The sequence below is a fragment of the Heyndrickxia sp. NPDC080065 genome (genome assembly GCF_050281185.1).
Lineage (GTDB): Bacteria > Bacillota > Bacilli > Bacillales > Bacillaceae_C > Heyndrickxia.
On record NZ_JBNNWS010000010.1, the window covers coordinates 184898 to 207484 of the forward strand.

Below are 22587 nucleotides of genomic sequence, written 5' to 3' on the forward strand. Positions count from 1 at the left end.
TTTAAAAGGAAAGAAAAATGCTGATTCTAAAAACTACCATTAAATAGTAAAATAATGTTCAAAATGCTTTTTGTAATAATATTCTATTTGAAAGACCGGTGGATAACCTTGTTCTATTCTTCACAAAATTGAAGAAAATTTGTGTTATAATGACTATCCTAATATTAAATGATAGGTATAATTATCTATAATGATTTTTTGCATAATTGGAGAGCGATTTGAAATGAGTAAGTCCATAAGTAATCTACAAGAAATACAGAATAAAGGTATGTCAATGACATATGAACATCAAAATTTCAAAGAATTAATGGATATTAAATTTGCCTTAGATCAATCATCTATCGTGGCAATCACCGATAATAGAGGAAAAATCATATATGCAAATAAGAAGTTTTGTGACATTTCTAAATATAGGCAGGGAGAATTAATTGGTGAAGATCACCGTATTCTTAATTCTGGATATCATCCGAAAAGCTATTTTAAAAGTATGTGGAAAACGATCGGGAGTGGAAAAATTTGGTCGGGCGAGATTAAAAACAAGGCAAAGGATGGTTCATTTTACTGGGTACATACGACCATCGTACCTTTTTTAAATGAGAAAGGGAAGCCATATCAATATATTGCCATACGTCAAGATATATCCGATCTCAAAAAACTAGAAGAGCAATTGCTTTACAATGCCTATCATGATGAATTAACCGGATTATCGAATCGTCGTTGTTTTAATGAAGAACTAAATATGTGGTTAAGCATGAAAAGTCAAACGAATCAGTTAGCAATAATCTTTCTGGACATCGATCGTTTTAAATATATTAATGATACGCTAGGTCATTCTAAAGGAGATTATTTACTTAAATCAATTTCCAAACGCTTATCACGCCACTTAAAAGGATTTGTGGATGTTTATCGTTTTGGCGGAGATGAATTTACAATTGTCATCAAAAATCGATCCCTTGTTGAAGTAAAGGAAATTGTTCGAAGGGTGCAATCGATATTTAAAAAACCTTTTTTATTACATAACAACCCATACTATTTTAGTCCTAGTATCGGTATAAGCTTTGCCCCTCAAGATGGAACAGATATCGAAACATTAGTAAAGAAAGCTGATTTAGCTATGTACCGAGCAAAGGAATCGGGAAATAACTCTGTACGTTTTTATTCTAACGATGTACATGATATTTTTTCAAAAAATATGAAAATCGAAATGGCATTAAGGGAGGCAATTGCTAAAAAGGAACTCGTGCTATATTATCAGCCGCTTATTGATTTAAATGAACAAAAAATGATTGGTGTCGAAGCATTAATTAGATGGCATCACCCAACAGATGGAATGATTCCTCCATCCGAATTTATTCCTATAGCGGAGGAAACAGGATTAATTCTCCCAATTAGTGAATGGGTGCTTGAAACGGCCTGTAAACAGCTTAAACAATGGCAAAACGCCGGACTTCCTTCATTCTTTGTGGCAGTCAATCTATCTCCATATCTATTTGAATCAGATGGATTGGTCGAACTCATTAATAAAATCATACAACAAAATCAAATCCGGCCCGAGTTATTGGAGCTTGAAATTACTGAAAGTCTTATGCAGGACCCGGAAAATGCACTTCTTTTATTAGAAGGGCTTAAATTAATAGGTGTATCACTTTCGATTGATGACTTTGGAACAGGATACTCGTCACTCGCACATCTAAAAAGATTTCCAGTCAATACGTTAAAAATTGACCGTACTTTTATTGAAGATATTTCTATTGATGATGGAGTAATTGTCAAAACGATTATGACTATGGCTCAACAGCTAGGGTTGAATGTTATTGCAGAAGGTATCGAAACAAAAGAACAGTTGGATTTCCTTTCACAGCACTCTTGTGCAATTGGACAAGGATATCTTTTCAGTCGACCTGTACCAAGCGAAAATATCACGGACATGATAAGAAAAAGCAAAGGGATTATGTTAATGCCTGAAGAGTAGGGGATTAGTTACATAAGAAAAATAATATCTTCATACCATATTGGGAAAAGGGTGTCCTACTAATTTAGGACACCCTTTCCTTTGAAATCACTGGCTGCAATTATTTGCCTTGTTGATTTCTTAAAGATTGTTCAGCGTATGCGATCAAACGCTTTGTCATTTCGCCTCCAACTGAACCGTTAGCTCGTGCGGTTGTATCAGCACCAAGTTGAACTCCAAACTCATTGGCAATTTCTTCTTTCATTTGATCCAGAACATTGTCTGCACCAGGAACCAAAAGTTTGTTTCTAGCCATGATACATCACTCCCGACGAAGTTTTGAGCAATGAAAATTGCTCGTTTATAATATATCCTATTTAATAATCTTAATTCTTTTCCGAAGTGATAAGCTCTATTTTACCCTTAACACCACTATTTTGCATAAAAATCTTCCGTATAGTATGGTTGTGACTCATTACTAAAAGCGACTCCCACACCTAGATATTTATAATCCTTACGCAAGATATTTTCACGATGGCCGAGTGAGTTCATCAGACCTTCATGGGCGAAAATGCTACTAAGCTGTCCGTAAGCAATGTTTTCTCCAGCTAAAAGAAAAGTGATATGATCCTGATTCATTCGATCAAATGGTGATTGACCTTTAAGGTTTGTATGATCAAAATATTGATTTTCAGCCATATCCAAGCTATGATTACGGGCGGTTCCTCTAACATGCTGATCCCAAGATAAGATCAGAAGATGATGCTTAACACGGGAAGAGTTTGTTAAATCGAATAATTGATATTCAAACCCTTTTTCTAATGCAGAACTTGCTTTTGTGAAATAATCTTTTTTCTTTTGTTCCACGTTTTGGCTAATCAGCTGCAACGCTGTTACGGTATTGCCTTCATGTTTATCATAAAAAAGAGTCACATAAACCCCATCGAGCAAGTACATGTCATAATCACTGTTTTTTTGAAATTGATAGATGATTAACCCTTTTTGTAGCCCGGAAAGAGGAGTACCTAACTTAGCGCGAACCTTTTCCTTTGAGATTCCTAGCTTAATTCCTTTAGTAGAGGCAATCAAAGCTTGGTCTGTATATAAACCAGTCACTTTACGATTGTTATCGTACATCACCATAAAAAATTGTTGGTAATCTTTATGATAAGCATACCACTTTGCCCCATACTCATTCAGTGATGACCGCTTTGCCGGTCCTAAACGGTGTTCTATATCATCTTTTGAATCCCCAAGTTCAATGTTATTAATAGAAAACAATTGATTTGATGGAGTTTTCAATGAAATATTTTTGCTTTGACTTGAATCAGCTTGCGGCTGATCACTTGAATGTGTGTCAATCCGATTCAAAAATTGTTGAACCTTATCAGTTCCAGAATCAATAGCTGCTTGTAAGTCTTTATTTTTTTTTACATTCTCTATTTCAGATTTGATAGAATCAATTGCCTTATGATAATCTATGTTCTTTAAAGTAGGCCAGGAAAAAATTAATAAAAATATAGATGCAAGTACTATAAAAAAACGAATCATAATCTTTTCCTCCATTTCTATTAAAATTATAGCCAATCTAGTGAAAATGTATAAGGTAATTTAAGGAAATGCCCCTTTTTTCGGTGTTTACAGGTTCATAAAGAACATGGTTACATTTAATTTTCTATTAACTGATTTAGATCTCTTAATAGGGGGATTTTTTTATTTTCTAGGAAAAAAGAATAAAAATACATCTAACATGCTCCCTATTGAATAACTTCCCCAAAAATTTCCTAATCTTGATTTTCCCTAGAACGTTTTACGTTCGGTAATATAGATGTTACTATGTATAGTGCATAAAAAAGTTGATTTAAAAGTTGAAAGGCTTTAAGAGGTGAATACCGTGAAAAAAGATATAGATAATAAAATTTCAAATAAATTACAAGAAGCTTTAGTAAGGGCTAAAGAAATGAATAGGAAAACTCAGGAGCGAATAGATCAAAAAGTATGGAGCGATATTCAAGTTCCAATCACCCTTCATGATGGTTTATCAAGACTGACGAAAAACGACCTAGATACGATTCGAAAAAAATTAGAGATAAAAAATGCGAGTAGTTTAAAAAAAGCAGAATTAATCGCATTACTAGAAGAAAAAATTCCTGAATTGCTGGAGAAGGTAATCCTCCAACTGGATCAGGAGCGCTATCAAATAATTAGAAATATAGTTAGTAAAGGAGGATACATATCAGCACAAAACTTAAAAACAAACCAAATCAATTACTATCGATCATTAGGTTTCATATTTACAGGTACCTATGAGGGAAAACGAATATTCTCAATTCCAAAGGAAATAATGGAGAAATTAATATTAATTGAAAAAAACAACAAAATAGATTCTATTATCAGCCAAAACACAGAATGGATCAAGCTAACTCATGGTTTACTTTATTATTATGGAACGGTTAGCATCGCGGATCTAATAGATTTAATGGAAAAGTACACAAATGTTCGAGGAGATCTATCAGAATATTTGAGCGTAATATATAATGCCAATTTATACTATCAAGAGTTTCGCTCAGATAATCACGACTTCTCCAATGCAAGGGTATTTGATCCTGAAAAGGTCATTAAGGAACAGAAAATGAGAAAAGATCTTAATTTCTATCCTTTTACCAAACAGCAATTGTTAAAAGCCGGAGAAATAGATTATGTCGATAGAACAGATAGTTATGTTAAGTTGGTTTCCTATATAAACGATAATTATGACATTACTAAACAAGAAGCTGACAGCATAGCTGAAGAGTGTGTATACGCAACGAGAATAGGTGAGAAACCCGCTGATATTCTTCAATATCTTAGTAGCAGGCTTGAATTAGAAAGTTTAAGTTCAGTACAAGCAATTATGGGACGAGTGGTCGAGCTCATGAATAATACAAGGCAGTGGTTTCTAAAAGGCTATTCTCCAAACGAATTAGCAAAACAAGAGAAAAAATCATTACAGCCTTTACCTTCAGGGAAAAATAACATAATAAATATGAAAACCAAAAAGAAAATAGGCAGAAATGAACCATGTCCTTGTGGAAGCGGAAAAAAATATAAAAAATGCTGCGGTAGATAGGGACACAGGGTCTGGTCCATCGTCCCATCGATGATAGGAAGACTACTCCAAGCTTACTAGTATATGAGATATAGCATATGTAGCGCTGTACATTCAAAATGCTATATCTCATACAATATAATCACCATATAACCCCTTTTTACTTTCCTTTATTCTTAACTCCTTATTATTAATAGAGTCTCATTACCTCTAGGTTTTATCCACTATCAAGCACAGTGTACTTATTTTTGTAAAACACAATATCATGTACTTAAAAAAAGAAATGAAATGTTTGATCTCATTATTTGTTTAAGGAAGAAATATCAAATTATTTGTAGAGTAGTACACATATAAAAAATGATATATTATATAACTATAAATCGAATATTTAGAAAAAAGTCAGGAGAGCGTGCATAATGAATCAAAAAAATCCACTACAAGCTGCATACAGCCATACTAAATACCAATTGGCGAATCATGGTAAACGAAATATTCAAGTTTTGAAAAAAGCTTTTCAAAATATTGAAGGTGATTTAGAAAGTGATATGTATGGAAAAGGACAGATTATTGAAGATTTTCAAGAAAAAATGGCTATATTACTAGGAAAAGAGAAGGCGGTTTTTCTCCCAAGTGGAACAATGGCTCAGCAGATTGCTTTACGAATCTGGTGTGATGAAAAAGGCATAAGAAAAGTAGCTTATCATCCATTGTGCCATTTAGAAATTCATGAAGAAGATGGTTTAAAGGAATTACATAAAATTGAAACAGTATTGCTTGCTGAAAAAAACCGAGTAATAGAGCTGAATGATATCATGGAAATGGAAGAAGGCGTTTCATGTTTATTGTTGGAATTGCCTCAGCGAGAAATAGGAGGGCAATTGCCAAGCTTTGAAACTCTTAAACAAATTTCGACGTATTGTCGCAATAATGGCATTAAGCTTCACCTTGATGGTGCTCGCTTATTAGAAGTATTACCGTATTACCAAAAGTCGGCAGTTGAAGTCTGCTCTCTTTTTGACAGTGTCTATATATCGTTATATAAAGGCATTGGTGGGATTTCAGGGGCGATTTTAGCCGGGAATCAAGATTTTATCGAACAATCGAAAATTTGGAAAAGGCGTTATGGCGGTGATTTGATAAGCTTGTATCCTTATATTATATCAGCGGATTATTATTTTGAGATGCGATCACATAAAATGCAACAGTATTATGAAGAAGCAAAGGAACTCGCTGGTCTTTTTAATTCTTGCTATGACATTTCAACTTTACCTCTCGTTCCTGTTTCAAATATGTTTCATGTCCATTTCCATCAAGCGAAAGAACAAGTAGAACCTATTCTAATAGAAGTTCAGCGGCAAACAGGAATTGGGATAACAAGTTATTTAAAAGAAATTGATGAAACGACTTGCTATTTCGAGGTAAGTATAGGCGATTTGTATGCGAATGTGCCCAAGGAATCTATCACAAAGGCATTCAGGAAACTTGATGAAAAAATGAAACAAAGGTTCCATTGTAAATAACGATCAGAAGACATACTAGGTTGGATACTTCCAAGAATTAATGAAAAATTATAGTGAGATCATATTAGCTATAATTTAGGTCAATGTCTATATCTATGTAAACAAATTAAAGATAATGAATGGACTTTGCTTAGCATACCTAAGAATGGTTCACAAGAGATTAATAAAAAATTTGCAAATAATCTTAAGGAAACGTAATAGTAATTTTGTATACAATTAAAGGATACAATATTTTACGAACTAGCTACTTATTTTAGTGGCTTTTTGTTATTAAGCTATTGGGGCAGTCTACTCAATTAAGAACTGATAGGTGGGAATTGTAATGAGGATTACTCCAAAAAAATAGAGAATAACAAATATCTAGAAGCTGATTTGAAGATGAAATTAGAGATAAAAAATCCTATTAATGAAAATTGAAATTCTTCTAGAAAACTAGTGCTTTTTTTCGAATTGGAGATCGAAGGAGCGCAACCATCTTAGTGTCGGTAATGTGCTTAAGGGGGGAGTTGAATAAGATTATTAGGTATATTCATCATGAAAGTTGATAAGTACTAGTTGATGTATTCATGGTCAATAGTGACTTATCGAATTGCCTAAAATTTGTTAGTGGTTTCTCTAGTTACTCCTTGGTTCTCTATGAGCAGTATGAACAATATTTTTCTTCAAAAATTTATATTGTCTTTTAAAAAGTCTTCAGTTAATTAAATAATTGAGGGCTTTATGAAGAGCCTATAATTAATGTATTGCCTCTATTATACTAAAGGGGGGGCAAGAAAAAGGTCGAATTCAGTAGCTCATATTAGACTCTGAATCGACCTTCGTGGTATATGAGATGATCGCTTGCTGGCCCAAAAAATCGATAAAATATTTGAAATTTAAGAAAACAGAAATTAGGATATTTTCTTTTGAAGATATTAAATGTATGAATCAAATTGAGCTTGAATTCTCTTGTAATAGAATTAGACTTGTGCACTAAGGATGAATTAATTATCGATACGTATGATTCAATTAAGTAAAAAAGTATAAAATTACTTGGTTGCAATGAGAGCTTTAATAATTTCGTTCCAATAGTATTTAAAAGTATGCTTCCTTTTAGTGTCTATCGGTTTTAATTGAATATTCTTTTTGACAGTTTTTGTTAGGCTCTTCACGGAAAACCCTCCTTTTAAATGCTTTGTAGCAATGTCTAACGATCAAAAAACTGAATTCCGCACAATTTAAATGCATTTGAATTCGGTGTGTAATCTACTAATCTTTTTGTTTCTTCAGTATTTAAACGTTTAAAACGATTATCAGATATACCATGTAAGATGGAAAAAGGAGGTAGGTTTTTAGCAAAAATCGTTTTTATGAGAAGATCACTAAAATCTTCTGGACTTATATACGCACTCATGTCTCGAGCTGAGAGTGGCTGCCCATCAGGCTTGTAATCGTCATAAGCACCAATACGGATGGCGATACTTTGTAACTGTTTTTCATATGCAAAATACGATGCGAGTGCTTCCATAAAACATTTACTAACCCCATACATATTCTTCGGTCTAACAGGTGATGATTCTGTTACTTGAAAGTCTAGTGGATATCCTTCCACTGTTTGAGCACTGGAAGCAACTACTACTTTAGAAACACCGTTATCCGATGCTGCTTGAAATATATTGTATGAACCTTTAATATTACTCTCTAATAAAGTAGTATAAAAATCTGCATTTGGAGAAGGATCTCCTGCTAGATGAATAATTATATCTATATCATTACATGCTTCTTTACATTCTTCTAAATTGGATACGTCTAGATATATAATTTCATGACCTGACTTTTTAAATTTTTCTAAAGGAAATAAATTAATATCTGCCAATCTTAATTGGTAGCTTGTTTGCTTCATTAAAGTATTAGTAATATGTTGACCAATCTTTCCAGCAGCTCCTGTAATTAAAATTTTCTTCACCACAATACACGCTCCTTTAAATCATTATTTAATGTAATGTTACAAGGCATGTCCTGATTATAAGTATATGGTTGTCATTAGTACAGCGAATAATTATAATGAAGTACATGAAATAATTTCATGGGGTGTAAATGATGAGCTTAGTTAAGTATGAAATTTTTAGTAAAGCAGCAGAGGTAAATAGCTTTACAAAAACTGCTGAAGAATTGGGATTAACGCAATCTGCTGTGAGTCATGCCATTACAAGTTTAGAAAAAGAGTTTAATTTTCCTTTATTTATTCGTAACAATACTACTATTAAGCTAACTCAGAATGGTAAGGATTTATTAGTCACTATTCGAGAAATCCTATATTATAATGATATGTTAAAGCAGGAAGTAAGTGCTATTAATGGGTTGAATAAAGGAACAGTAAAGGTAGGGGTATTTAGTAGTATATCAACGAACTGGATTCCTTATATTATAAAGGAAATGGAGAAGAACTTTCCTTATATAGAAATACAGCTATTAGAAGGAAATTATGCAGAGATAGAAAAATGGTTACAAGATAGTGAAGTGGATTGTGGTTTTGTTAATAGCAAAGCCCCTTTAAATTCGTTCGAGATTGTAAAGTTAAAGACCGATCCACTTTTATGTGTCGTATCAAATCAATCACCTTTACATAGAAACAAACATATATCGGTTGAAGAATTAGAAAGCGTTCCTTTTATTATGCCAACTTATTCATGTTTTGACGATATACAACTATTTTTTAAAGAGAACAATATCCAGCCAAATATTCGATTCGAGAATATGACCGAAAATTCTATTTTTTCTATGGTTGAGAATAATTTGGGTATTAGCATTTTACCGGAAATGGTCATCCCAAAAGCATTGGATTCAATAAAGGTCATACCACTCGAGTTAGAACAATATCGAACCATTGGATTAGCCATTAGAACGCCTACTTCACCTGCAGTTAAAAAATTCGCCGAGATTACTGAGAATTGGGTAAAAAACGCGGGGCTTTAATTGAATTAATTAAATAACTTTATTAAAAATGAATCAACTTTAACAAGTCTTGTTACATAAAAAATGTAGTAAGGCTTTTATTTTTATACGATCCATGAAAATGTTTTTATTTTTGTCATTAGCCATTTTAAAAATCAAATGATCTGCCTTGTCTGCCTAGAGGGCACTTACGAACATTCTGATCGGCTTGAAGTAAACAGACAATTCGTAGATTTAATTTGATTGTTCGATAATAAAAGGATTCTTTGAATTTTTCTTGAAATACAGGTTTATAGCTATTTTTTGCTCCAACTCTTTGTCAAAGATCAACAAAATATTTCAGGTAGATTATGTTGAATAGACTTGGATTATTTTTTTTTCAAAAAAATTGGTTGACAAATTAAAAATATAAAAGTTATTATGGATATATTAAATCTATGATTGGTGGTAGTTACACTTCACTAAGTATTCAAAATCTGAAATTAAGCTTATCGGACTTTGATTTTTTGTAATGGAGACACCAATAGGATTAAGATAATGGATTTATCCTGTCAATTGCTTTTCTTCGACCAGATCCTTTTCTAGTGACAAAAGTCATTGCACGGACACAAAATGAGAATCAACAGTCTGGTGTGGAAGTGAAAGACAATCAGGTTAGCGATAACCGAAAAATTGCGGTTGGGGCAACTGTCATGATATTAACACACGTTGTTATGGTAGCCATTATGACAATGACTCCAATACACATGCAGCATCATGGACATGGTTTAGGGGAAGTTGGGTTAGTCATTGGTATTCATATAGCGGCTATGTATCTCCCTTCTTTAATTACTGGGATTTTAGTTGATAAGTGGGGCAGAACAGCCATGGCTTACACCTCTGGTGTTACTTTGTTATTATCTGGGGTTATGGCTGCTTTAGTTCCAGCTGATTCTATTGTTCTTCTAATTATCGCATTGGCGTTGCTCGGTCTCGGTTGGAACTTTGGATTAATTAGCGGGACAGCAATTATAGTTGATGCTACTCCAGCAGTATCGCGTGCAAAAACACAAGGTTCGGTTGATGTTCTGATCGCTTTAACAGGTGCCTCTGGTGGTGCGCTATCTGGTATGGTTGTTTCAAATTTTAGTTACGCCACTCTCACCATTTCCGGTGGTGTTTTGTCTCTACTCCTTATCCCAGTGGTAATTTGGTCTCGTCGTCTAGGGACTAAACAACGAAAGAAGAACTTGTTAAGTGAACATCAAAAATCACTAAATAAGGATGTATAGGATCAGTGTAGGTTAGTATGTGGCCAAACATAATTAATCAATAATCGACCAAGATTTAAAGTTATATAAACCTAGAATTTGGAAAAAATAGATGGGATTCCTCCAAATTCGTAACATACTATAAATTTCACCAACTATATGTAAAATGGGTTTAAACAAATCAACTGATGAGGAGTTTGCCAGTTTATTTTCTACTATTTACTAATTTTGTTTTATTAGAATTCATACTTTTCTCTTAAGATCTAAGACACAAATATTGAAATAACATATTTTTAATGCTATTATAGATATATAAAGTCTCTTATAGAGGTGAATATTAAATATGAAATATTCTAAAGCTACAAATTATGCCTTACACACAATGCTTTTTCTTGCAATGGAAACACAAAATAAACCAGTAGGTGTACAACAATTAGCAGAAAGGCAGAATGTTTCTCCAACGTATTTGTCTAAAATATTAACAAAGTTAACAAAGGAAGGAATGATTAATTCTGTTTCAGGTGCCAATGGAGGGTATACACTTAGACAGAATTGGGAAGATATTTCATTTTTAGATATTATACATGCAATTGAGGGCAAATCGTCTTTGTTTGATTGTTGTTTATACTCTAATCCAGAATGTGTGATAAAAGAAGTGATGTTATCTGCAGAGGAAAAACTGGAAGATGAGTTAAGAAACAGAAAAATATCGGATTTTGTAAAAAAATAGTAGTGGATTTATGGTCCACCATTATTTTTATAATAATTAGAGATATAAAGAGTCTTTTAAGTCTTTTGTTTGTATTTTAATTTGACTACTAACTAAATTTCTTACTTTTAAATTCTTTAGCATGGCTATAGTTTAGAATCTATTTAATTTATTTAAAGGATTTTTAAATGATATTTTTTAGAGAAAACAATATAAATGATAAGGCTGTTTTCGTAAAGTTTGTTGCTTTTTTAGTGAGATTTTATTAACAATCTGAGTTGATTGTAGCGGAGGGCACTTGACTCCTGCGGGAAAAAGAGGGAAGAGGGAGACCCCACAGGCGGTAACGCCGAGGAGGCTCCCATCCCTCCCCGCGGAAAGCAAGTGTCTGAAGCGGAAATCAACGGACTAAGTTTATAGTCTAAAAACAACAATTTATACGAAAAGAGCCAATGATAAAAACAATTTATGGAGGAAAACAACATTATGGAATTATTTAATTGTGCAATTATAGGTGCAGGACCAGCTGGTCTAAATGCGAGTTTGATTTTAGGAAGATCTCGTAAAAAAATCGCTTTATTTGATAATGGAACAAATCGGAATCGCGTGACTCAGGAATCACATGGATTTATTACTCGTGATGGAATTAAGCCAGCAGAGTTTAAAGAAATAGCTTTAAATGAACTAAAAAGATATCCATCAGTTAATTATTTTCAAAACACGGTTATGCAAATAACAAAACAATCAAACGGTTGGTTTAAAATTGAGACTTTAGAAGACACAGAGTATTTAGCAGAGAAGATCATATTGGCAACAGGTGTTCAAGAGGAACTTCCATCAGTTCCAAACATTAAAATGTATTATGGGAAAAGTCTATTCAGCTGCCCAACATGTGATGGGTGGGAACTAAGAGATCAGCCCATAATTATTATTTCAGAAAATGAAGAACATACCCTTTATAAAGCGAAGCTTGTCTATAACTGGTCACAGGATTTAGTTATTGCCACAAATGGTCATGAGTTATCTGCTACGACATTGAATGAACTTCAAAGTAAAGATATAACTATTATTACTGAACCTATTAAGAACCTACAGGGCGAGGATGGTTATTTAAAAAAAATAGAATTTTGTTCAGGCCTTGAAATAGAAAGAGTTGGAGGTTTTATAGTACCTAAATTCATCCGTCAAAATCAATTTGTGAAGCAACTCGGTTGTAAATTAAATGAAAATGGTAGCATTGTGGCAGATGAGGCAGGGCGTACGTCACAGAAAAATGTATATGTAGCAGGGGAAACAGCTAAATTAGGCCAGTCTTCATTAATTGTTGCTGCTGCTGAAGGATATAAAACAGCGATGGCAGTTGTTTTCGACTCTACAATTGAAAGTTGAGGATTTAAGTGTGCTAGAGGAAAACTAATCTAATATAAGATGTTAAAAAATTTTTTCTTAATTAGAGGTATTAAAGCTCTGTAATGTTTCTTGAAAGGGGGATAGTAGATTTGATAAATAAATTAAAACCATATTATATGGGGTATTTCATCTTGAACAGTTTTTATTAGCTTATTTAGAGATTTTAAAACTATTTAATATCCATAAAGGAGGAAAAAATAATGTCAATTATTCAAGTATCAACAAAGGAAGAACTAGAACAGCATTTAATAACCGACAAGCTTGTCTTAATAAATTTCTGGGCAGAATGGTGTGGCCCTTGTAAAATGTTTGTGATGGTTCTTGATCAACTCAATGAAGAATTGAGTGAAAAGGTAAAAATTATTAGAATTAACGTTGACAAAAGCCCAGACCTTACAGCTGAATACCAAGTACTAGGAATCCCGCACTCTCGTTTGATTGTTAATAATAAATTACATGATCCAATTGTTGGGTATATACCTCTTGAGAATCTAAAAGAGATAATAGGGGTTTAAGTAATGAAAAATCAAATAAGAGGAGGAAAAGAAAGATGAGTATTTATGATTGTGCTATTATCGGCGGAGGACCAGCTGGATTAAATGCAGCATTTTTGTTAGGCAGAGCGAATCGATTGGTAGCATTGTTTGATACAAATAATAACCACCTTGCATACGAGCTCCAAGAAAGTATTTTTAGAAATGGTAATAACCATCCTGAATTCATGCAATCAGGAAAACAAAAATTAAAACATTACCCTACTATTCATTCAATTGATAATAAAAGTGTTAAGGTAATTAAACAATCAGACAATAAGCTATTTAAAATTTATACTGATGATGGTAGCTTTCTTGCTGAAAAAATCCTTCTGACTGAAGGGACCGAAATACAGTCTGATATTCCTAATATTGATTTGTATTATAATAAAAGTATTTTTACTTCACCATATTGTTACGGTTGGGAATTAAAAGGTAAAAAGTTAATTTATTTTAATGAAACAACTGAAGTTGCCCATACTGCTAAAATAATTCACAACTTATCAAATGATCTGATCGTTGCAACAAATGGTAATGAAATGAAAGAAAATGAAAAACAGGAATTAGAAAATAAAGGAATCAATGTGATTACTGAAAAGATTAAGGAAATTAAGGGTCATAATGGAGTGTTGAGTAGTATTGTCTTTCAAAATGGGTTAGAAGTAGATAGGCAAGCAGGTTTTATAACACCATCATCATACACAACAAACGTAATTGGTCAAGGATTTTCATGTGATCTTGATGAACATGGATTAATTGTTGTTGATCATTTTGGGAGAACATCAGAAAAAAATGTTTATGCAGCAGGTGATGCTGCACAGCCTGCACCAACTGAGATCGTTCTTTCTGAAGCAACTGGAATACAAGCCGCAATGGCAATTAATACAGATATTTCAATTGAAAAGTTTTAATGAGTATTGTTACTTAATAATAATCTATTTAGATCAGATTTTGTAAAATAAAGTTAAGCATGCTCAAGTAAATGAGAAAGTTTATTATCTACACAATCGGTTTAAGATCAACTTATTCACTTGTTTCAACGATGTTAGATTAAGCTGTATAACGCTTAACAGACAAAGATACACTTCTTATTCATTCGGAACAAGGCATGCACTTTAAATTTGGATTAGGAATGTTAATAGCATTTCTAATCTATTTATATTTCGCTAAGAAACAGTAGGTTCCAGAACAGTCAATACAGTATCTGTCGAATTGAGATTAACATTAGCACCTATTGGAATAGCGGCTTTATAATAACCATGTCCTGTAGCAAGGTTGATGATCAGTGGTTTTCCTAAGGGGACTAACAAATTATTAATTAAATCTGCATAGGATGTATTATAAGATACTGGGCAATTTGTACAATCCCCCATGATAATCCCAAGACAATCTTGAAATTTACCTGCCATCAAGAATTGAGTAAGATACCTAAAAATCAACGTAGCAGGAGTGTGGGTTTCTTCTAAAAACAGTATTTTTCCTTTTGTATTTATTTCATATGGTGTGCCAAGTGTATTCACTAACGAAGTCATATTTCCACCGACGATTGGACCTGTAACATTACCAGGTACTAAACTTATCAGGGGAATGTCCGGTGGATTTTCGATGATCCTGGAAGAAGCAAGCGTAGAAGTTGCTTTGAAAAATTGGTCATAATTATAAGCAGGAGTTTCCGACCGAAAGTCAATAAGCATTAAGCTGTGGAACGTAATTAAATTACTATACAGATACAAACTATTTAATAATACCGAGGTATCACTATAACCGGATATAATTTTAGGGCTATTGTTTATAACACCAAAATCTAAATAAGGAAGAATGGTTTGAACCCCGGTTCCTCCCCGGGTTGAAAGGATCATTTTGACACTCGGATCTCTAAACATATTCATTATATCCTCTGCTCTTTGTTGAGGTGTGGCAGCTATGATGCCATTATGAGAATAAACGTGACTGCCAAAAACGACAGTAAAGCCCATATCTCTTAACACTTGTACTCTGGCATTTATAACATTTGGTTCTAGAGAGCTGCCAGGTGTAACCAATCCAATCGTATCTCCTCTTTGTAACAACGAGGGTCTTATTGCCATATTTTTCTCTCCCTGGATTCGTTTCAATTATAATTTACGATAATAGTATTATAAGGTGAACTGAAATATGTCAAATTCAAGATAACTACAAATTAAATACTTACATTTTTTTATGTAAAATTCATTAATTATATGGGATAAGATATTTATTGCTTGTTCTACTAAAAGACAGGGTAGTTTAACCATGATTATTTTTTAATAAAAACAGGACTTATTGTTGTATAGGAGAATATATACAGTAGAATACAAAACTTAAATTTGGTTATTACACCAAAAAAAATAAAGGAAGTCCAACTGATTTATTTATGTTCGGAAACGATGAACAAGGATTACCCTTTTGGGGAGGATATTCATTAGGCTATTACTTAGTTAAATGGTATCTTGAAAAATGTAAAAATATTTCCTTTGAAGAATTGACTTTTGTTACCTTCAGAATATTTTATGATGTGTGGGATTGTTGGCAACATCAACACAACTGGGTAAAGGAGATCTCTCAAATGTTGTTAAAATAGGTGATTGAATATTATTAATCCTATTTCAAATAGTGGTTCTAAATAAATTACTGGGGACATTCTTTTAACAATGAATTTTTTGTCTTATAGAAAAGTCAGGTTAGTGAAAGTAGGAAAAAGAATACATAATAAAGGAATTTAAAAAGGTATACAGGAGGAGGCAATTACATGAGTTGGCCTACACATATATTAGCAGTGAGTGGTATTGTTGAAAATAATGAAGGGGGAAATACTTTTAGTAAAAACACATAATGGTGGCTGGGTTTTTCCAGGTGGGCAAGTGGAAGTTGGGGAGAATCTAATGGATGCATTAATTAGAGAAGTAAAAGAAGAAAGTGGGATAGATACAGCTGTATCTCAATTAATTGGAGTTTATTCTAATACTGGTATACATAAATGGTATGACGGTGTAACTGATGTTCCTACAAAATTAATTTTAGATTTTGTTTGCAGGCCTGTAGGTGGAGAGCTAAGTATTTCAGAAGAAACATCAGAAAGTGAGTGGGTACCAAGGGACAAAGTTCTTGAATTAGTTACTACACCAGCTATTCAAACACGTTTTAAAGCATACTTGGACTTTAAAAATGATATAAAATATATGGAATTTGTAACTAAACCTGAGTTTGAAATAAAAATGAATAAGACGATTAATTAGGACTAGATTTTATTAATTGATTTTATTAATTGTGATTGTGTTTTTTTCGAGGGTTGTTAGCTTATTGAGATATAGGTTTTGAATTATCATGGAGGATGGTGATTGAAATGAATCATTTACATCATGAATTTTACCTTAGCGATCAAGAAAAGCTTATAATAATTAAGGGTATTAAACTAGGCCTTTCGCGCTTTTATAGGGAAAGGGTAGGAAAACCTGAAATCTTGACAGAGAAAAATTTCATCTCCCGCCAGCGTGCCTCCTATGTTTTTGACTCCATATACCATCATGCGAACCAACATCCAGAACTTAATATTATTGCTGAAGTACGAAATGCGGGCTTGTCCTATGAATATGTTTTACTAGTGTTGGAAGACAGAGATATCATAATTACATTTAGTCAAGTAAAACACCATGACGATTTACCAGAATATAGTGAATACCGAAGTGAATATACGGGGGGTAACGGCAGACTAAACCCCCAATTATCATTTTTTGAAGAAATAGCATCTAATCATGTTAAAAAATATAAACATCTTATTGTTACATTCAATGGAGCAAACGGGCCAAATCCGGATTTTATTTGGATAGGTGCCACAACACGTGAACAAAACGCTTGGATATACCATCAAGACTTAACAGAGGGGCTGCAGTTGATTGCCCAGTAACGTTTTTTATCACGACCAAAATATAGATTAGAGTAATAAGAACTTTTTCCGTGTTAAAGATAAATGTTTATAATGTTCAAAAATATGCTAGTCATATATTTTGAGAAAATGGTTATTTCTAACTAAGATAATTTTTAATTTTTTAAATTTATAATTGACTTTCAACTTAGACATATGTAAAGTTGTAAATAATTAAATATGAGTAATTTTCTTATCCAGAGAGGTGGAGGGACTGGCCCATTGATACCTCAGCAACAGGCTTTTAAGTACTGTGCTAATTCCAGAAGCGTATAGCTTGAAGATAAGAGGAGTATTAATTGTAAATCTAAAACCTCTTCTTATTTTCAAGAAGAGGTTTTTATTATTTAAATTAGGAGGAATTTATTATGGCAAGTGAATTAATCAAAGCTATTAATCTATTGAAAGAAAAACATTGGGTTGATTTAACCCATACTTTTGGACCTGATTCTCCGCACTTTTCTGCTTTTGATTCAGCTGATTTTAAAACATTATTTGATCATAATGATGGATTTCTTGCACAAAGTTTTACATTTGCGGGGCAGTATGGAACACATCTGGATGCACCGATACATTTTGTCCGCAATAAGAGATATTTGGATGAATTAGAGTTAAAGGAATTAATTTTGCCTCTTGTTGTAATTGATAAATCGAAGGAAGCCGCAGAAAACCATGATTTCACCTTAACCGTGGACGATATTTTGAAATTTGAAGAAGATCATGGAAAAATCGAGGAAGGGTCATTTGTCGCTCTTCGAACTGATTGGAGTAAACGATGGCCTAATCTAGAAGAATTTAATAACAAAGATGAAGATGGGAATAATCATGCACCAGGTTGGTCAGTTGATTCATTGAAATTTTTATTTGAGGAAAGAAAAATTAAAGCGGTCGGTCATGAAACCTTTGATACTGATTCAAGTATTGACTTTCAAAAAAATGGAGCACTGTTAGCAGAATACTATGTACTTGAGCAGGATACATATCAAGTTGAGCTTTTAACAAATTTGGATCAGCTTCCGGCAAAAGGAGCGGTCATATTTAACATTGTTCCAAAACCAGAAAAGGCATCTGGCTTTCCAGTAAGATCATTCGCTATTCTACCTTAAATTTACAAGAAGAACCTAAAGAATATATGTTCCTGAGAAAAATTTGATAAGGACCAAAGAAATTATTAGAAAAAAGAGCTTCCAAATTGCCAAAAAGGCTTTTAGGAAGCTCCTTTTAATTTATTTTAGTCTGTTGTTTTGTTCATTTCTCTTATAAAGGAAGCAACATGAGGAAAAAAATTGAGAATATTTTTAGGTTCTTTTATTCTATCAATAAATTTATTGGTGAATGTTAGGAGCGGTATAGAAACATGCAGCAGCAAGTCACTTAAACGGTTCAATCTTATTTGAAAAAGGAATTATCATTAATTTATAGAATATACCAACTAAAGAAGGATATAAGGAGAGATCAAGATGTCTTTGTTAGTTGGAATGTTTTTTGTGTTAATGGTAAGTTTGGTGATTTTTGGGATTTTGAGGAAAAGTAATATAGCAGGGGTAAAATTTATGTTGCTCGGTTTAAACTTAATTTTAGTTGGAGGAATCATTGTTGTAGATGATAGTTTAAACTTAGGAGAGTTTGCTTACATAATCATATTAATTGGTTTGAGTCTATCATTTGTAGGTTTTGGAAAAAGAAATTAACGGTTATTTTATGGGGCTGGTTTCTTGAAGATGGAGAAAAGAGTATTTAGAGAAAAAAATCAGGAGGGAATAATAAGAATGAGTAGTCTTAATCCAAAACATATAATTGCAGTTTCTGCTTATGTTACCAATGAGAATGGGGAAGCTTTATTAGTTAAAACACATTGGCGTTCTGATACGTGGGAACCACCTGGAGGACAAGTGGAAGAAGGGGAACCATTAGATAAAGCTGTGTGTAGGGAAGTATTAGAGGAGACTGGAATTGTTATCTCACCTATTGGAATTACAGGTGTTTATTACAACGCAACGAAGCACATATTATCTATAGTATTTAAAGCAAAGTATGTTGATGGGGAAATAAAGATTCAAGCAGAAGAGATAAAAGAGGCAAAATTTGTAAAGTTAAATGAAGATAATATTGATAATTACATAACTCGTCCACATATGAACTCTCGGACTATTGATTCTATAAGAGCAACAAGTTTTATTCCATATGAAACTTGGGATGTAGATCCTTATAACCTTTTAGGAAGATTAGAGGATAAATAATAAGAAGTTACTAAACTCATTCAACATAATTTTATTTGTAACTGGGCTGGGTAGGCTGAAGGGGATTTTAAATAAATCAATGAATAAATAAACTAAATGAAATATTTTTTGATGCTGTTGGTGTACTTTTGAAACTTTCTAATAGGAAGTAACATATCTATTAAGTGGTAACTGTATCCCAGTTACCACCTATTTATAAAATTATTATAAGTTTTTAACGTACAGTTCTTTGTATCGTAGCAAATTAAAATAATCATTTTTTTAGTGATGAATTTATTGTAAACAAATAGGTAATACGCTTTTTATTAATGAAAAAGGTTACTTTAACAATTGTGGAACAAAGGGAGGGAATATTTTGGAGATATCTAGTGGTAATTTATTATTGTCAAAGATATCAATTCATGATATGGATTTTATTTGCAAGATTGAATGTGATGAAAAATTATGGTATTTTGAGGAATCTGTACAGACTGATGTAAATGTAGTCCGTAACAAGTATATTAGTAAAATCGAAGAAAGCGGAAAACCAAGAAGTTATGATTTTGTAGTATCTATAGAAGCTGATAGAAGTATACTACCAATTGGTTTAGCGCAAATATGGAGCTATAGTGATTATAGGAAAAGCTGGGAAATTGGTTTTGTAATACTTCCTGAATATAGAGGTGAAGGTCATGGAAGTGATGCGGCTAAACTATTATTAAAATTTGCTTTTGAAAAGTTAGAAGCACATAAAGTGGTTGGAATGTGCAATTCAAAAAACATACGCTCTGCAGCCCTGATGTAACGTATTGGTATGAACAGGGAAGGGGTTTTTAAAGAAGAGCTATTTTGGCAAAATAAATGGATAGACCAATACTTTTACGCTATTTTGGAAAAAGATTTTTTTGGTGAAAATTAAACTAAGTATATAAGGTCCATCAGTTAAATCATTCAATGTGACTTTGCTTTGAGCAGCTAAAGGATGATCTGCGGGTAATACGACAAGCAAGGGTAGGACTAATTTATGACACAAAAACAAGCAAACTTTTTATTAGCCACTGTTTCTATGGGGTGGGGTATATCTTATCTATTTATGAAAATCTGTGTGGATACGATTTCTCCATTAACAATCATTGGATTACGATTTGGAATTGCATTTATCGTGATGATAGTGATATTTTACAAAAAAATTATTCATGTAGATGTTAAATTATTGAAATACAGTGCTATTGTTGGAGCACTGCTATGCACTATTTTCTTTGCTCTTTTGCATGGTGTTAAAAATACAAATGCTTCATCGGCTGGTTTTTTGACTAGTACCACTGTGATTTTAGTGCCGATTTTACAGACATTCATCACAAGAAAATGGCCTAGTAAAAAAATTATATTAGGAGTTACGATTGTTTCGTTTGGTCTAGCTCTGCTTACTATTGAGGATGATTTTACTTTTGCGTTTGGATCTATATATTGTTTGATAGCAGCCTTCCTTTATGCGATCCACATTTTAGTAACAAACTATTTTATCCGAGAGGTTGATAGCTTACAACTGGGAATATTTCAACTCGGATTTGCTGCTTTATTTGCAACGATAGGATCAGTTATTTATGAAACATCTGTATTACCCCAAAATGGGATTCAATGGTTTGCCATACTTGGATTAGCACTCATCTGCTCTGCATACGGCTTTGTTATGCAGCCAATTGCTCAAAAGTACACTACACCTGAAAGCACTGGTTTTCTTTTTTCACTTGAACCGATTTTTTCAGCCATATTCGCATACATCTTCCTACATGAAAATATGGGGGTGAAGGGATATTTTGGTGCTTTAATTATTTTAACTGGTGTCTTTATAGCAAACTCTACATCTAAAAAAAGACTAGAAGTTAGTAGAGATAGAGGTGGTTGGCTTTAAATCAGAAGTATATATATAAAATATACTATGGAGATGTAAATAGGAATGTAAATATCAAATACGCATATCCAGAACCTAAGTTATTCAACGGATCTATACTAAACTTTGCTATTACAAAATCAACAACTCTTGGTCAGCAAGTCAAATTTTAGATTTATATTTTATGAATTTTGTAGCAATGGCAGATTGTGTTGAACCTAGATAATTCAGAATTAAGATTATTTTTAAATACCAAATATAGAAAGCAAAAAGTATTTCTATAAGTAAATATTTATGATATTCAACTATTAGGGCATTTCTTCGACAATGGAGTAACGCCTTTTTCTTTTTCTACAAAGGCTGTTTTCTAAAAAATTTTTGCTATTAGTAAAAATTTTAAATAGGTAATATATAATGTAAAAAGGTTTTGACATTTGTGAAGCTAATGATACAAAATAAATGTCAAATTCTTTTTACATTTTTTAATGGGGAGGAGATAGAAATATGAATTGGATGGTTGTATTGTTTTTTGCTGTTTTAGCAATTTGTGTCCTGCTAATTGTAATTACTCTTGCATCATTACCCAAATTGGGGGATGAAAGAAGAAATTTCATTAAACTTAAAGCCCAGTCATACGCATTTACAATTGTAATCGGTTTAGTGTTAATTGAATTTATCAAATCTGTTTATTTAACTTTTTGGTCAGATGGTTCTTATAAGGGTATGAATCCATTTACCTTTCTTGTAGCCATTTCGGTTGTATATTTAATCTCACTACTGTATAACAAGAAGAAATATAGTGGTTAAATGAAGAATCATATTAGAGAATTGAGAAAATCGGCAAAGATATCCCAGGAAGAGCTTGCTAAACTTTGTAATGTAACAAGACAAACAATAAATGCGATTGAAAATGATAAATATGACCCTACTTTACAGTTAGCTTTTAACATAGCATCTGTACTGGACACCACAGTAGATGAACTTTTCATAAACAATGCTATTAGAAAATGATAAAAATTGACCTCAAATCGGGGTCCTTTTTATGTACTCCAGGGTGTTGGTTACCTATGTAAATATCTACATTACTGATATGGAGATGCATCTTTCATATATTCCACACTATTATCCGATTCATGGTCTTT

Annotated in this window: 24 protein-coding genes, 1 pseudogene and 1 riboswitch; of the genes and pseudogenes, 20 read left to right on the top strand and 5 right to left on the bottom strand. The window is 32.7% G+C overall.

What is annotated here, in order from left to right:
- The first annotated feature begins 223 nt into the window (after positions 1-223).
- A complete protein-coding gene (locus tag ACQKP0_RS14120) occupies positions 224-1972 on the top strand; it encodes an EAL domain-containing protein (protein WP_427406495.1) in 1749 nt (582 codons plus the stop codon).
- A gap of 100 nt (positions 1973-2072) precedes the next feature.
- Here the strand turns inward: ACQKP0_RS14120 and ACQKP0_RS14125 are convergent, their stop codons facing one another.
- Positions 2073-2267 carry a small, acid-soluble spore protein, alpha/beta type gene (locus ACQKP0_RS14125; RefSeq protein ID WP_427406496.1) on the bottom strand — a complete coding sequence of 65 codons (195 nt, stop codon included), beginning with the start codon at positions 2265-2267 and terminating at the stop codon, positions 2073-2075.
- A gap of 116 nt (positions 2268-2383) precedes the next feature.
- Positions 2384-3502, bottom strand: a complete 1119-nt coding sequence (locus ACQKP0_RS14130; RefSeq protein ID WP_427406497.1) for a CAP domain-containing protein — start codon at positions 3500-3502, stop codon at positions 2384-2386.
- Between the two features lie 343 nt (positions 3503-3845).
- On the opposite strand from ACQKP0_RS14130, the gene ACQKP0_RS14135 reads away from it, so the two are divergent.
- The 3 genes from ACQKP0_RS14135 to ACQKP0_RS14145 all read left to right on the top strand — a co-directional run bounded on the left by ACQKP0_RS14135 (position 3846) and on the right by ACQKP0_RS14145 (position 6757).
- Complete coding sequence (locus tag ACQKP0_RS14135) at positions 3846-5060, top strand: SEC-C metal-binding domain-containing protein (protein WP_427406498.1); 1215 nt, start codon at positions 3846-3848, stop codon at positions 5058-5060.
- Positions 5061-5455: 395 nt separating this feature from the next.
- Entirely contained in the window at positions 5456-6559 is a 1104-nt protein-coding gene (locus tag ACQKP0_RS14140) for a threonine aldolase family protein (RefSeq protein WP_427406499.1), read from the top strand.
- 63 nt (positions 6560-6622) lie between these two features.
- Positions 6623-6757, top strand: coding sequence for a DUF1572 family protein (locus ACQKP0_RS14145; RefSeq protein ID WP_427406535.1), 135 nt, complete (start codon positions 6623-6625; stop codon positions 6755-6757).
- A gap of 830 nt (positions 6758-7587) precedes the next feature.
- Here ACQKP0_RS14145 and ACQKP0_RS14150 read toward each other — a convergent pair.
- On the bottom strand, positions 7588-7710 hold the full coding sequence (locus tag ACQKP0_RS14150) for a hypothetical protein (RefSeq protein ID WP_427406500.1): 123 nt from the start codon (positions 7708-7710) through the stop codon (positions 7588-7590).
- Positions 7711-7745: 35 nt separating this feature from the next.
- The gene (locus tag ACQKP0_RS14155) at positions 7746-8504 is read right to left on the bottom strand and encodes an NAD-dependent epimerase/dehydratase family protein (RefSeq protein WP_427406501.1); all 759 of its coding nucleotides are present in this window, start codon (positions 8502-8504) and stop codon (positions 7746-7748) included.
- Positions 8505-8638: 134 nt separating this feature from the next.
- Between ACQKP0_RS14155 and ACQKP0_RS14160 the strand changes: the two genes are divergently transcribed.
- From ACQKP0_RS14160 to ACQKP0_RS14185, 6 genes and pseudogenes are all read left to right on the top strand, one after another.
- The gene (locus ACQKP0_RS14160; protein ID WP_427406502.1) at positions 8639-9514 is read left to right on the top strand and encodes a LysR family transcriptional regulator; all 876 of its coding nucleotides are present in this window, start codon (positions 8639-8641) and stop codon (positions 9512-9514) included.
- Positions 9515-10056: 542 nt separating this feature from the next.
- A pseudogene (locus ACQKP0_RS14165) lies at positions 10057-10764 on the top strand (MFS transporter); the annotation flags it as partial.
- Positions 10765-11086: 322 nt separating this feature from the next.
- Positions 11087-11473, top strand: coding sequence for an Rrf2 family transcriptional regulator (locus ACQKP0_RS14170; RefSeq protein ID WP_427406503.1), 387 nt, complete (start codon positions 11087-11089; stop codon positions 11471-11473).
- Positions 11474-11938: 465 nt separating this feature from the next.
- Positions 11939-12841 carry an NAD(P)/FAD-dependent oxidoreductase gene (locus tag ACQKP0_RS14175; protein WP_427406504.1) on the top strand — a complete coding sequence of 301 codons (903 nt, stop codon included), beginning with the start codon at positions 11939-11941 and terminating at the stop codon, positions 12839-12841.
- 221 nt (positions 12842-13062) lie between these two features.
- Positions 13063-13377, top strand: a complete 315-nt coding sequence (locus ACQKP0_RS14180; protein ID WP_427406505.1) for a thioredoxin family protein — start codon at positions 13063-13065, stop codon at positions 13375-13377.
- Between the two features lie 35 nt (positions 13378-13412).
- Entirely contained in the window at positions 13413-14306 is an 894-nt protein-coding gene (locus ACQKP0_RS14185) for an NAD(P)/FAD-dependent oxidoreductase (RefSeq protein WP_427406506.1), read from the top strand.
- 255 nt (positions 14307-14561) lie between these two features.
- Here the strand turns inward: ACQKP0_RS14185 and ACQKP0_RS14190 are convergent, their stop codons facing one another.
- Positions 14562-15482: a S66 peptidase family protein gene (locus ACQKP0_RS14190; protein ID WP_427406507.1), complete on the bottom strand. Its 921-nt coding sequence runs from the start codon at positions 15480-15482 to the stop codon at positions 14562-14564.
- Between the two features lie 305 nt (positions 15483-15787).
- On the opposite strand from ACQKP0_RS14190, the gene ACQKP0_RS14195 reads away from it, so the two are divergent.
- From ACQKP0_RS14195 to ACQKP0_RS14240, 10 genes are all read left to right on the top strand, one after another.
- Complete coding sequence (locus tag ACQKP0_RS14195) at positions 15788-15994, top strand: DUF2268 domain-containing putative Zn-dependent protease (protein WP_427406508.1); 207 nt, start codon at positions 15788-15790, stop codon at positions 15992-15994.
- A 217-nt stretch (positions 15995-16211) separates the two neighbouring features.
- Entirely contained in the window at positions 16212-16649 is a 438-nt protein-coding gene (locus ACQKP0_RS14200; RefSeq protein ID WP_427406536.1) for an NUDIX hydrolase, read from the top strand.
- 107 nt (positions 16650-16756) lie between these two features.
- Positions 16757-17317 carry a hypothetical protein gene (locus ACQKP0_RS14205; RefSeq protein ID WP_427406509.1) on the top strand — a complete coding sequence of 187 codons (561 nt, stop codon included), beginning with the start codon at positions 16757-16759 and terminating at the stop codon, positions 17315-17317.
- A gap of 208 nt (positions 17318-17525) precedes the next feature.
- Positions 17526-17625: riboswitch (SAM riboswitch) on the top strand.
- Positions 17626-17703: 78 nt separating this feature from the next.
- Positions 17704-18441 carry a cyclase family protein gene (locus ACQKP0_RS14210; RefSeq protein WP_427406510.1) on the top strand — a complete coding sequence of 246 codons (738 nt, stop codon included), beginning with the start codon at positions 17704-17706 and terminating at the stop codon, positions 18439-18441.
- A 354-nt stretch (positions 18442-18795) separates the two neighbouring features.
- Positions 18796-19026 carry a hypothetical protein gene (locus tag ACQKP0_RS14215; RefSeq protein WP_427406511.1) on the top strand — a complete coding sequence of 77 codons (231 nt, stop codon included), beginning with the start codon at positions 18796-18798 and terminating at the stop codon, positions 19024-19026.
- 78 nt (positions 19027-19104) lie between these two features.
- A complete protein-coding gene (locus tag ACQKP0_RS14220) occupies positions 19105-19575 on the top strand; it encodes an NUDIX hydrolase (protein WP_427406512.1) in 471 nt (156 codons plus the stop codon).
- Positions 19576-19930: 355 nt separating this feature from the next.
- Positions 19931-20359, top strand: a complete 429-nt coding sequence (locus ACQKP0_RS14225; RefSeq protein WP_427406513.1) for a GNAT family N-acetyltransferase — start codon at positions 19931-19933, stop codon at positions 20357-20359.
- A 219-nt stretch (positions 20360-20578) separates the two neighbouring features.
- Positions 20579-21466 carry a DMT family transporter gene (locus ACQKP0_RS14230; RefSeq protein WP_427406514.1) on the top strand — a complete coding sequence of 296 codons (888 nt, stop codon included), beginning with the start codon at positions 20579-20581 and terminating at the stop codon, positions 21464-21466.
- A gap of 483 nt (positions 21467-21949) precedes the next feature.
- Positions 21950-22252: a hypothetical protein gene (locus ACQKP0_RS14235; RefSeq protein WP_427406515.1), complete on the top strand. Its 303-nt coding sequence runs from the start codon at positions 21950-21952 to the stop codon at positions 22250-22252.
- Positions 22253-22456, top strand: coding sequence for a helix-turn-helix transcriptional regulator (locus tag ACQKP0_RS14240; RefSeq protein WP_427406516.1), 204 nt, complete (start codon positions 22253-22255; stop codon positions 22454-22456).
- Positions 22457-22587: the final 131 nt, after the last annotated feature.

What these genes read in the sequence shown, in the direction of transcription:
- ACQKP0_RS14120 (WP_427406495.1), top strand. Translation starts at nt 224, where the DNA reads ATGAGTAAGTCCATAAGTAATCTACAAGAAATACAGAATAAAGGTATG.
- ACQKP0_RS14125 (WP_427406496.1), bottom strand. Translation starts at nt 2,267, where the DNA reads ATGGCTAGAAACAAACTTTTGGTTCCTGGTGCAGACAATGTTCTGGAT.
- ACQKP0_RS14130 (WP_427406497.1), bottom strand. Translation starts at nt 3,502, where the DNA reads ATGATTCGTTTTTTTATAGTACTTGCATCTATATTTTTATTAATTTTT.
- ACQKP0_RS14140 (WP_427406499.1), top strand. Translation starts at nt 5,456, where the DNA reads ATGAATCAAAAAAATCCACTACAAGCTGCATACAGCCATACTAAATAC.
- ACQKP0_RS14160 (WP_427406502.1), top strand. Translation starts at nt 8,639, where the DNA reads ATGAGCTTAGTTAAGTATGAAATTTTTAGTAAAGCAGCAGAGGTAAAT.
- ACQKP0_RS14170 (WP_427406503.1), top strand. Translation starts at nt 11,087, where the DNA reads ATGAAATATTCTAAAGCTACAAATTATGCCTTACACACAATGCTTTTT.
- ACQKP0_RS14175 (WP_427406504.1), top strand. Translation starts at nt 11,939, where the DNA reads ATGGAATTATTTAATTGTGCAATTATAGGTGCAGGACCAGCTGGTCTA.
- ACQKP0_RS14180 (WP_427406505.1), top strand. Translation starts at nt 13,063, where the DNA reads ATGTCAATTATTCAAGTATCAACAAAGGAAGAACTAGAACAGCATTTA.
- ACQKP0_RS14185 (WP_427406506.1), top strand. Translation starts at nt 13,413, where the DNA reads ATGAGTATTTATGATTGTGCTATTATCGGCGGAGGACCAGCTGGATTA.
- ACQKP0_RS14190 (WP_427406507.1), bottom strand. Translation starts at nt 15,482, where the DNA reads ATGGCAATAAGACCCTCGTTGTTACAAAGAGGAGATACGATTGGATTG.
- ACQKP0_RS14195 (WP_427406508.1), top strand. Translation starts at nt 15,788, where the DNA reads ATGTTCGGAAACGATGAACAAGGATTACCCTTTTGGGGAGGATATTCA.
- ACQKP0_RS14200 (WP_427406536.1), top strand. Translation starts at nt 16,212, where the DNA reads ATGAAGGGGGAAATACTTTTAGTAAAAACACATAATGGTGGCTGGGTT.
- ACQKP0_RS14205 (WP_427406509.1), top strand. Translation starts at nt 16,757, where the DNA reads ATGAATCATTTACATCATGAATTTTACCTTAGCGATCAAGAAAAGCTT.
- ACQKP0_RS14210 (WP_427406510.1), top strand. Translation starts at nt 17,704, where the DNA reads ATGGCAAGTGAATTAATCAAAGCTATTAATCTATTGAAAGAAAAACAT.
- ACQKP0_RS14215 (WP_427406511.1), top strand. Translation starts at nt 18,796, where the DNA reads ATGTCTTTGTTAGTTGGAATGTTTTTTGTGTTAATGGTAAGTTTGGTG.
- ACQKP0_RS14220 (WP_427406512.1), top strand. Translation starts at nt 19,105, where the DNA reads ATGAGTAGTCTTAATCCAAAACATATAATTGCAGTTTCTGCTTATGTT.
- ACQKP0_RS14230 (WP_427406514.1), top strand. Translation starts at nt 20,579, where the DNA reads ATGACACAAAAACAAGCAAACTTTTTATTAGCCACTGTTTCTATGGGG.
- ACQKP0_RS14235 (WP_427406515.1), top strand. Translation starts at nt 21,950, where the DNA reads ATGAATTGGATGGTTGTATTGTTTTTTGCTGTTTTAGCAATTTGTGTC.
- ACQKP0_RS14240 (WP_427406516.1), top strand. Translation starts at nt 22,253, where the DNA reads ATGAAGAATCATATTAGAGAATTGAGAAAATCGGCAAAGATATCCCAG.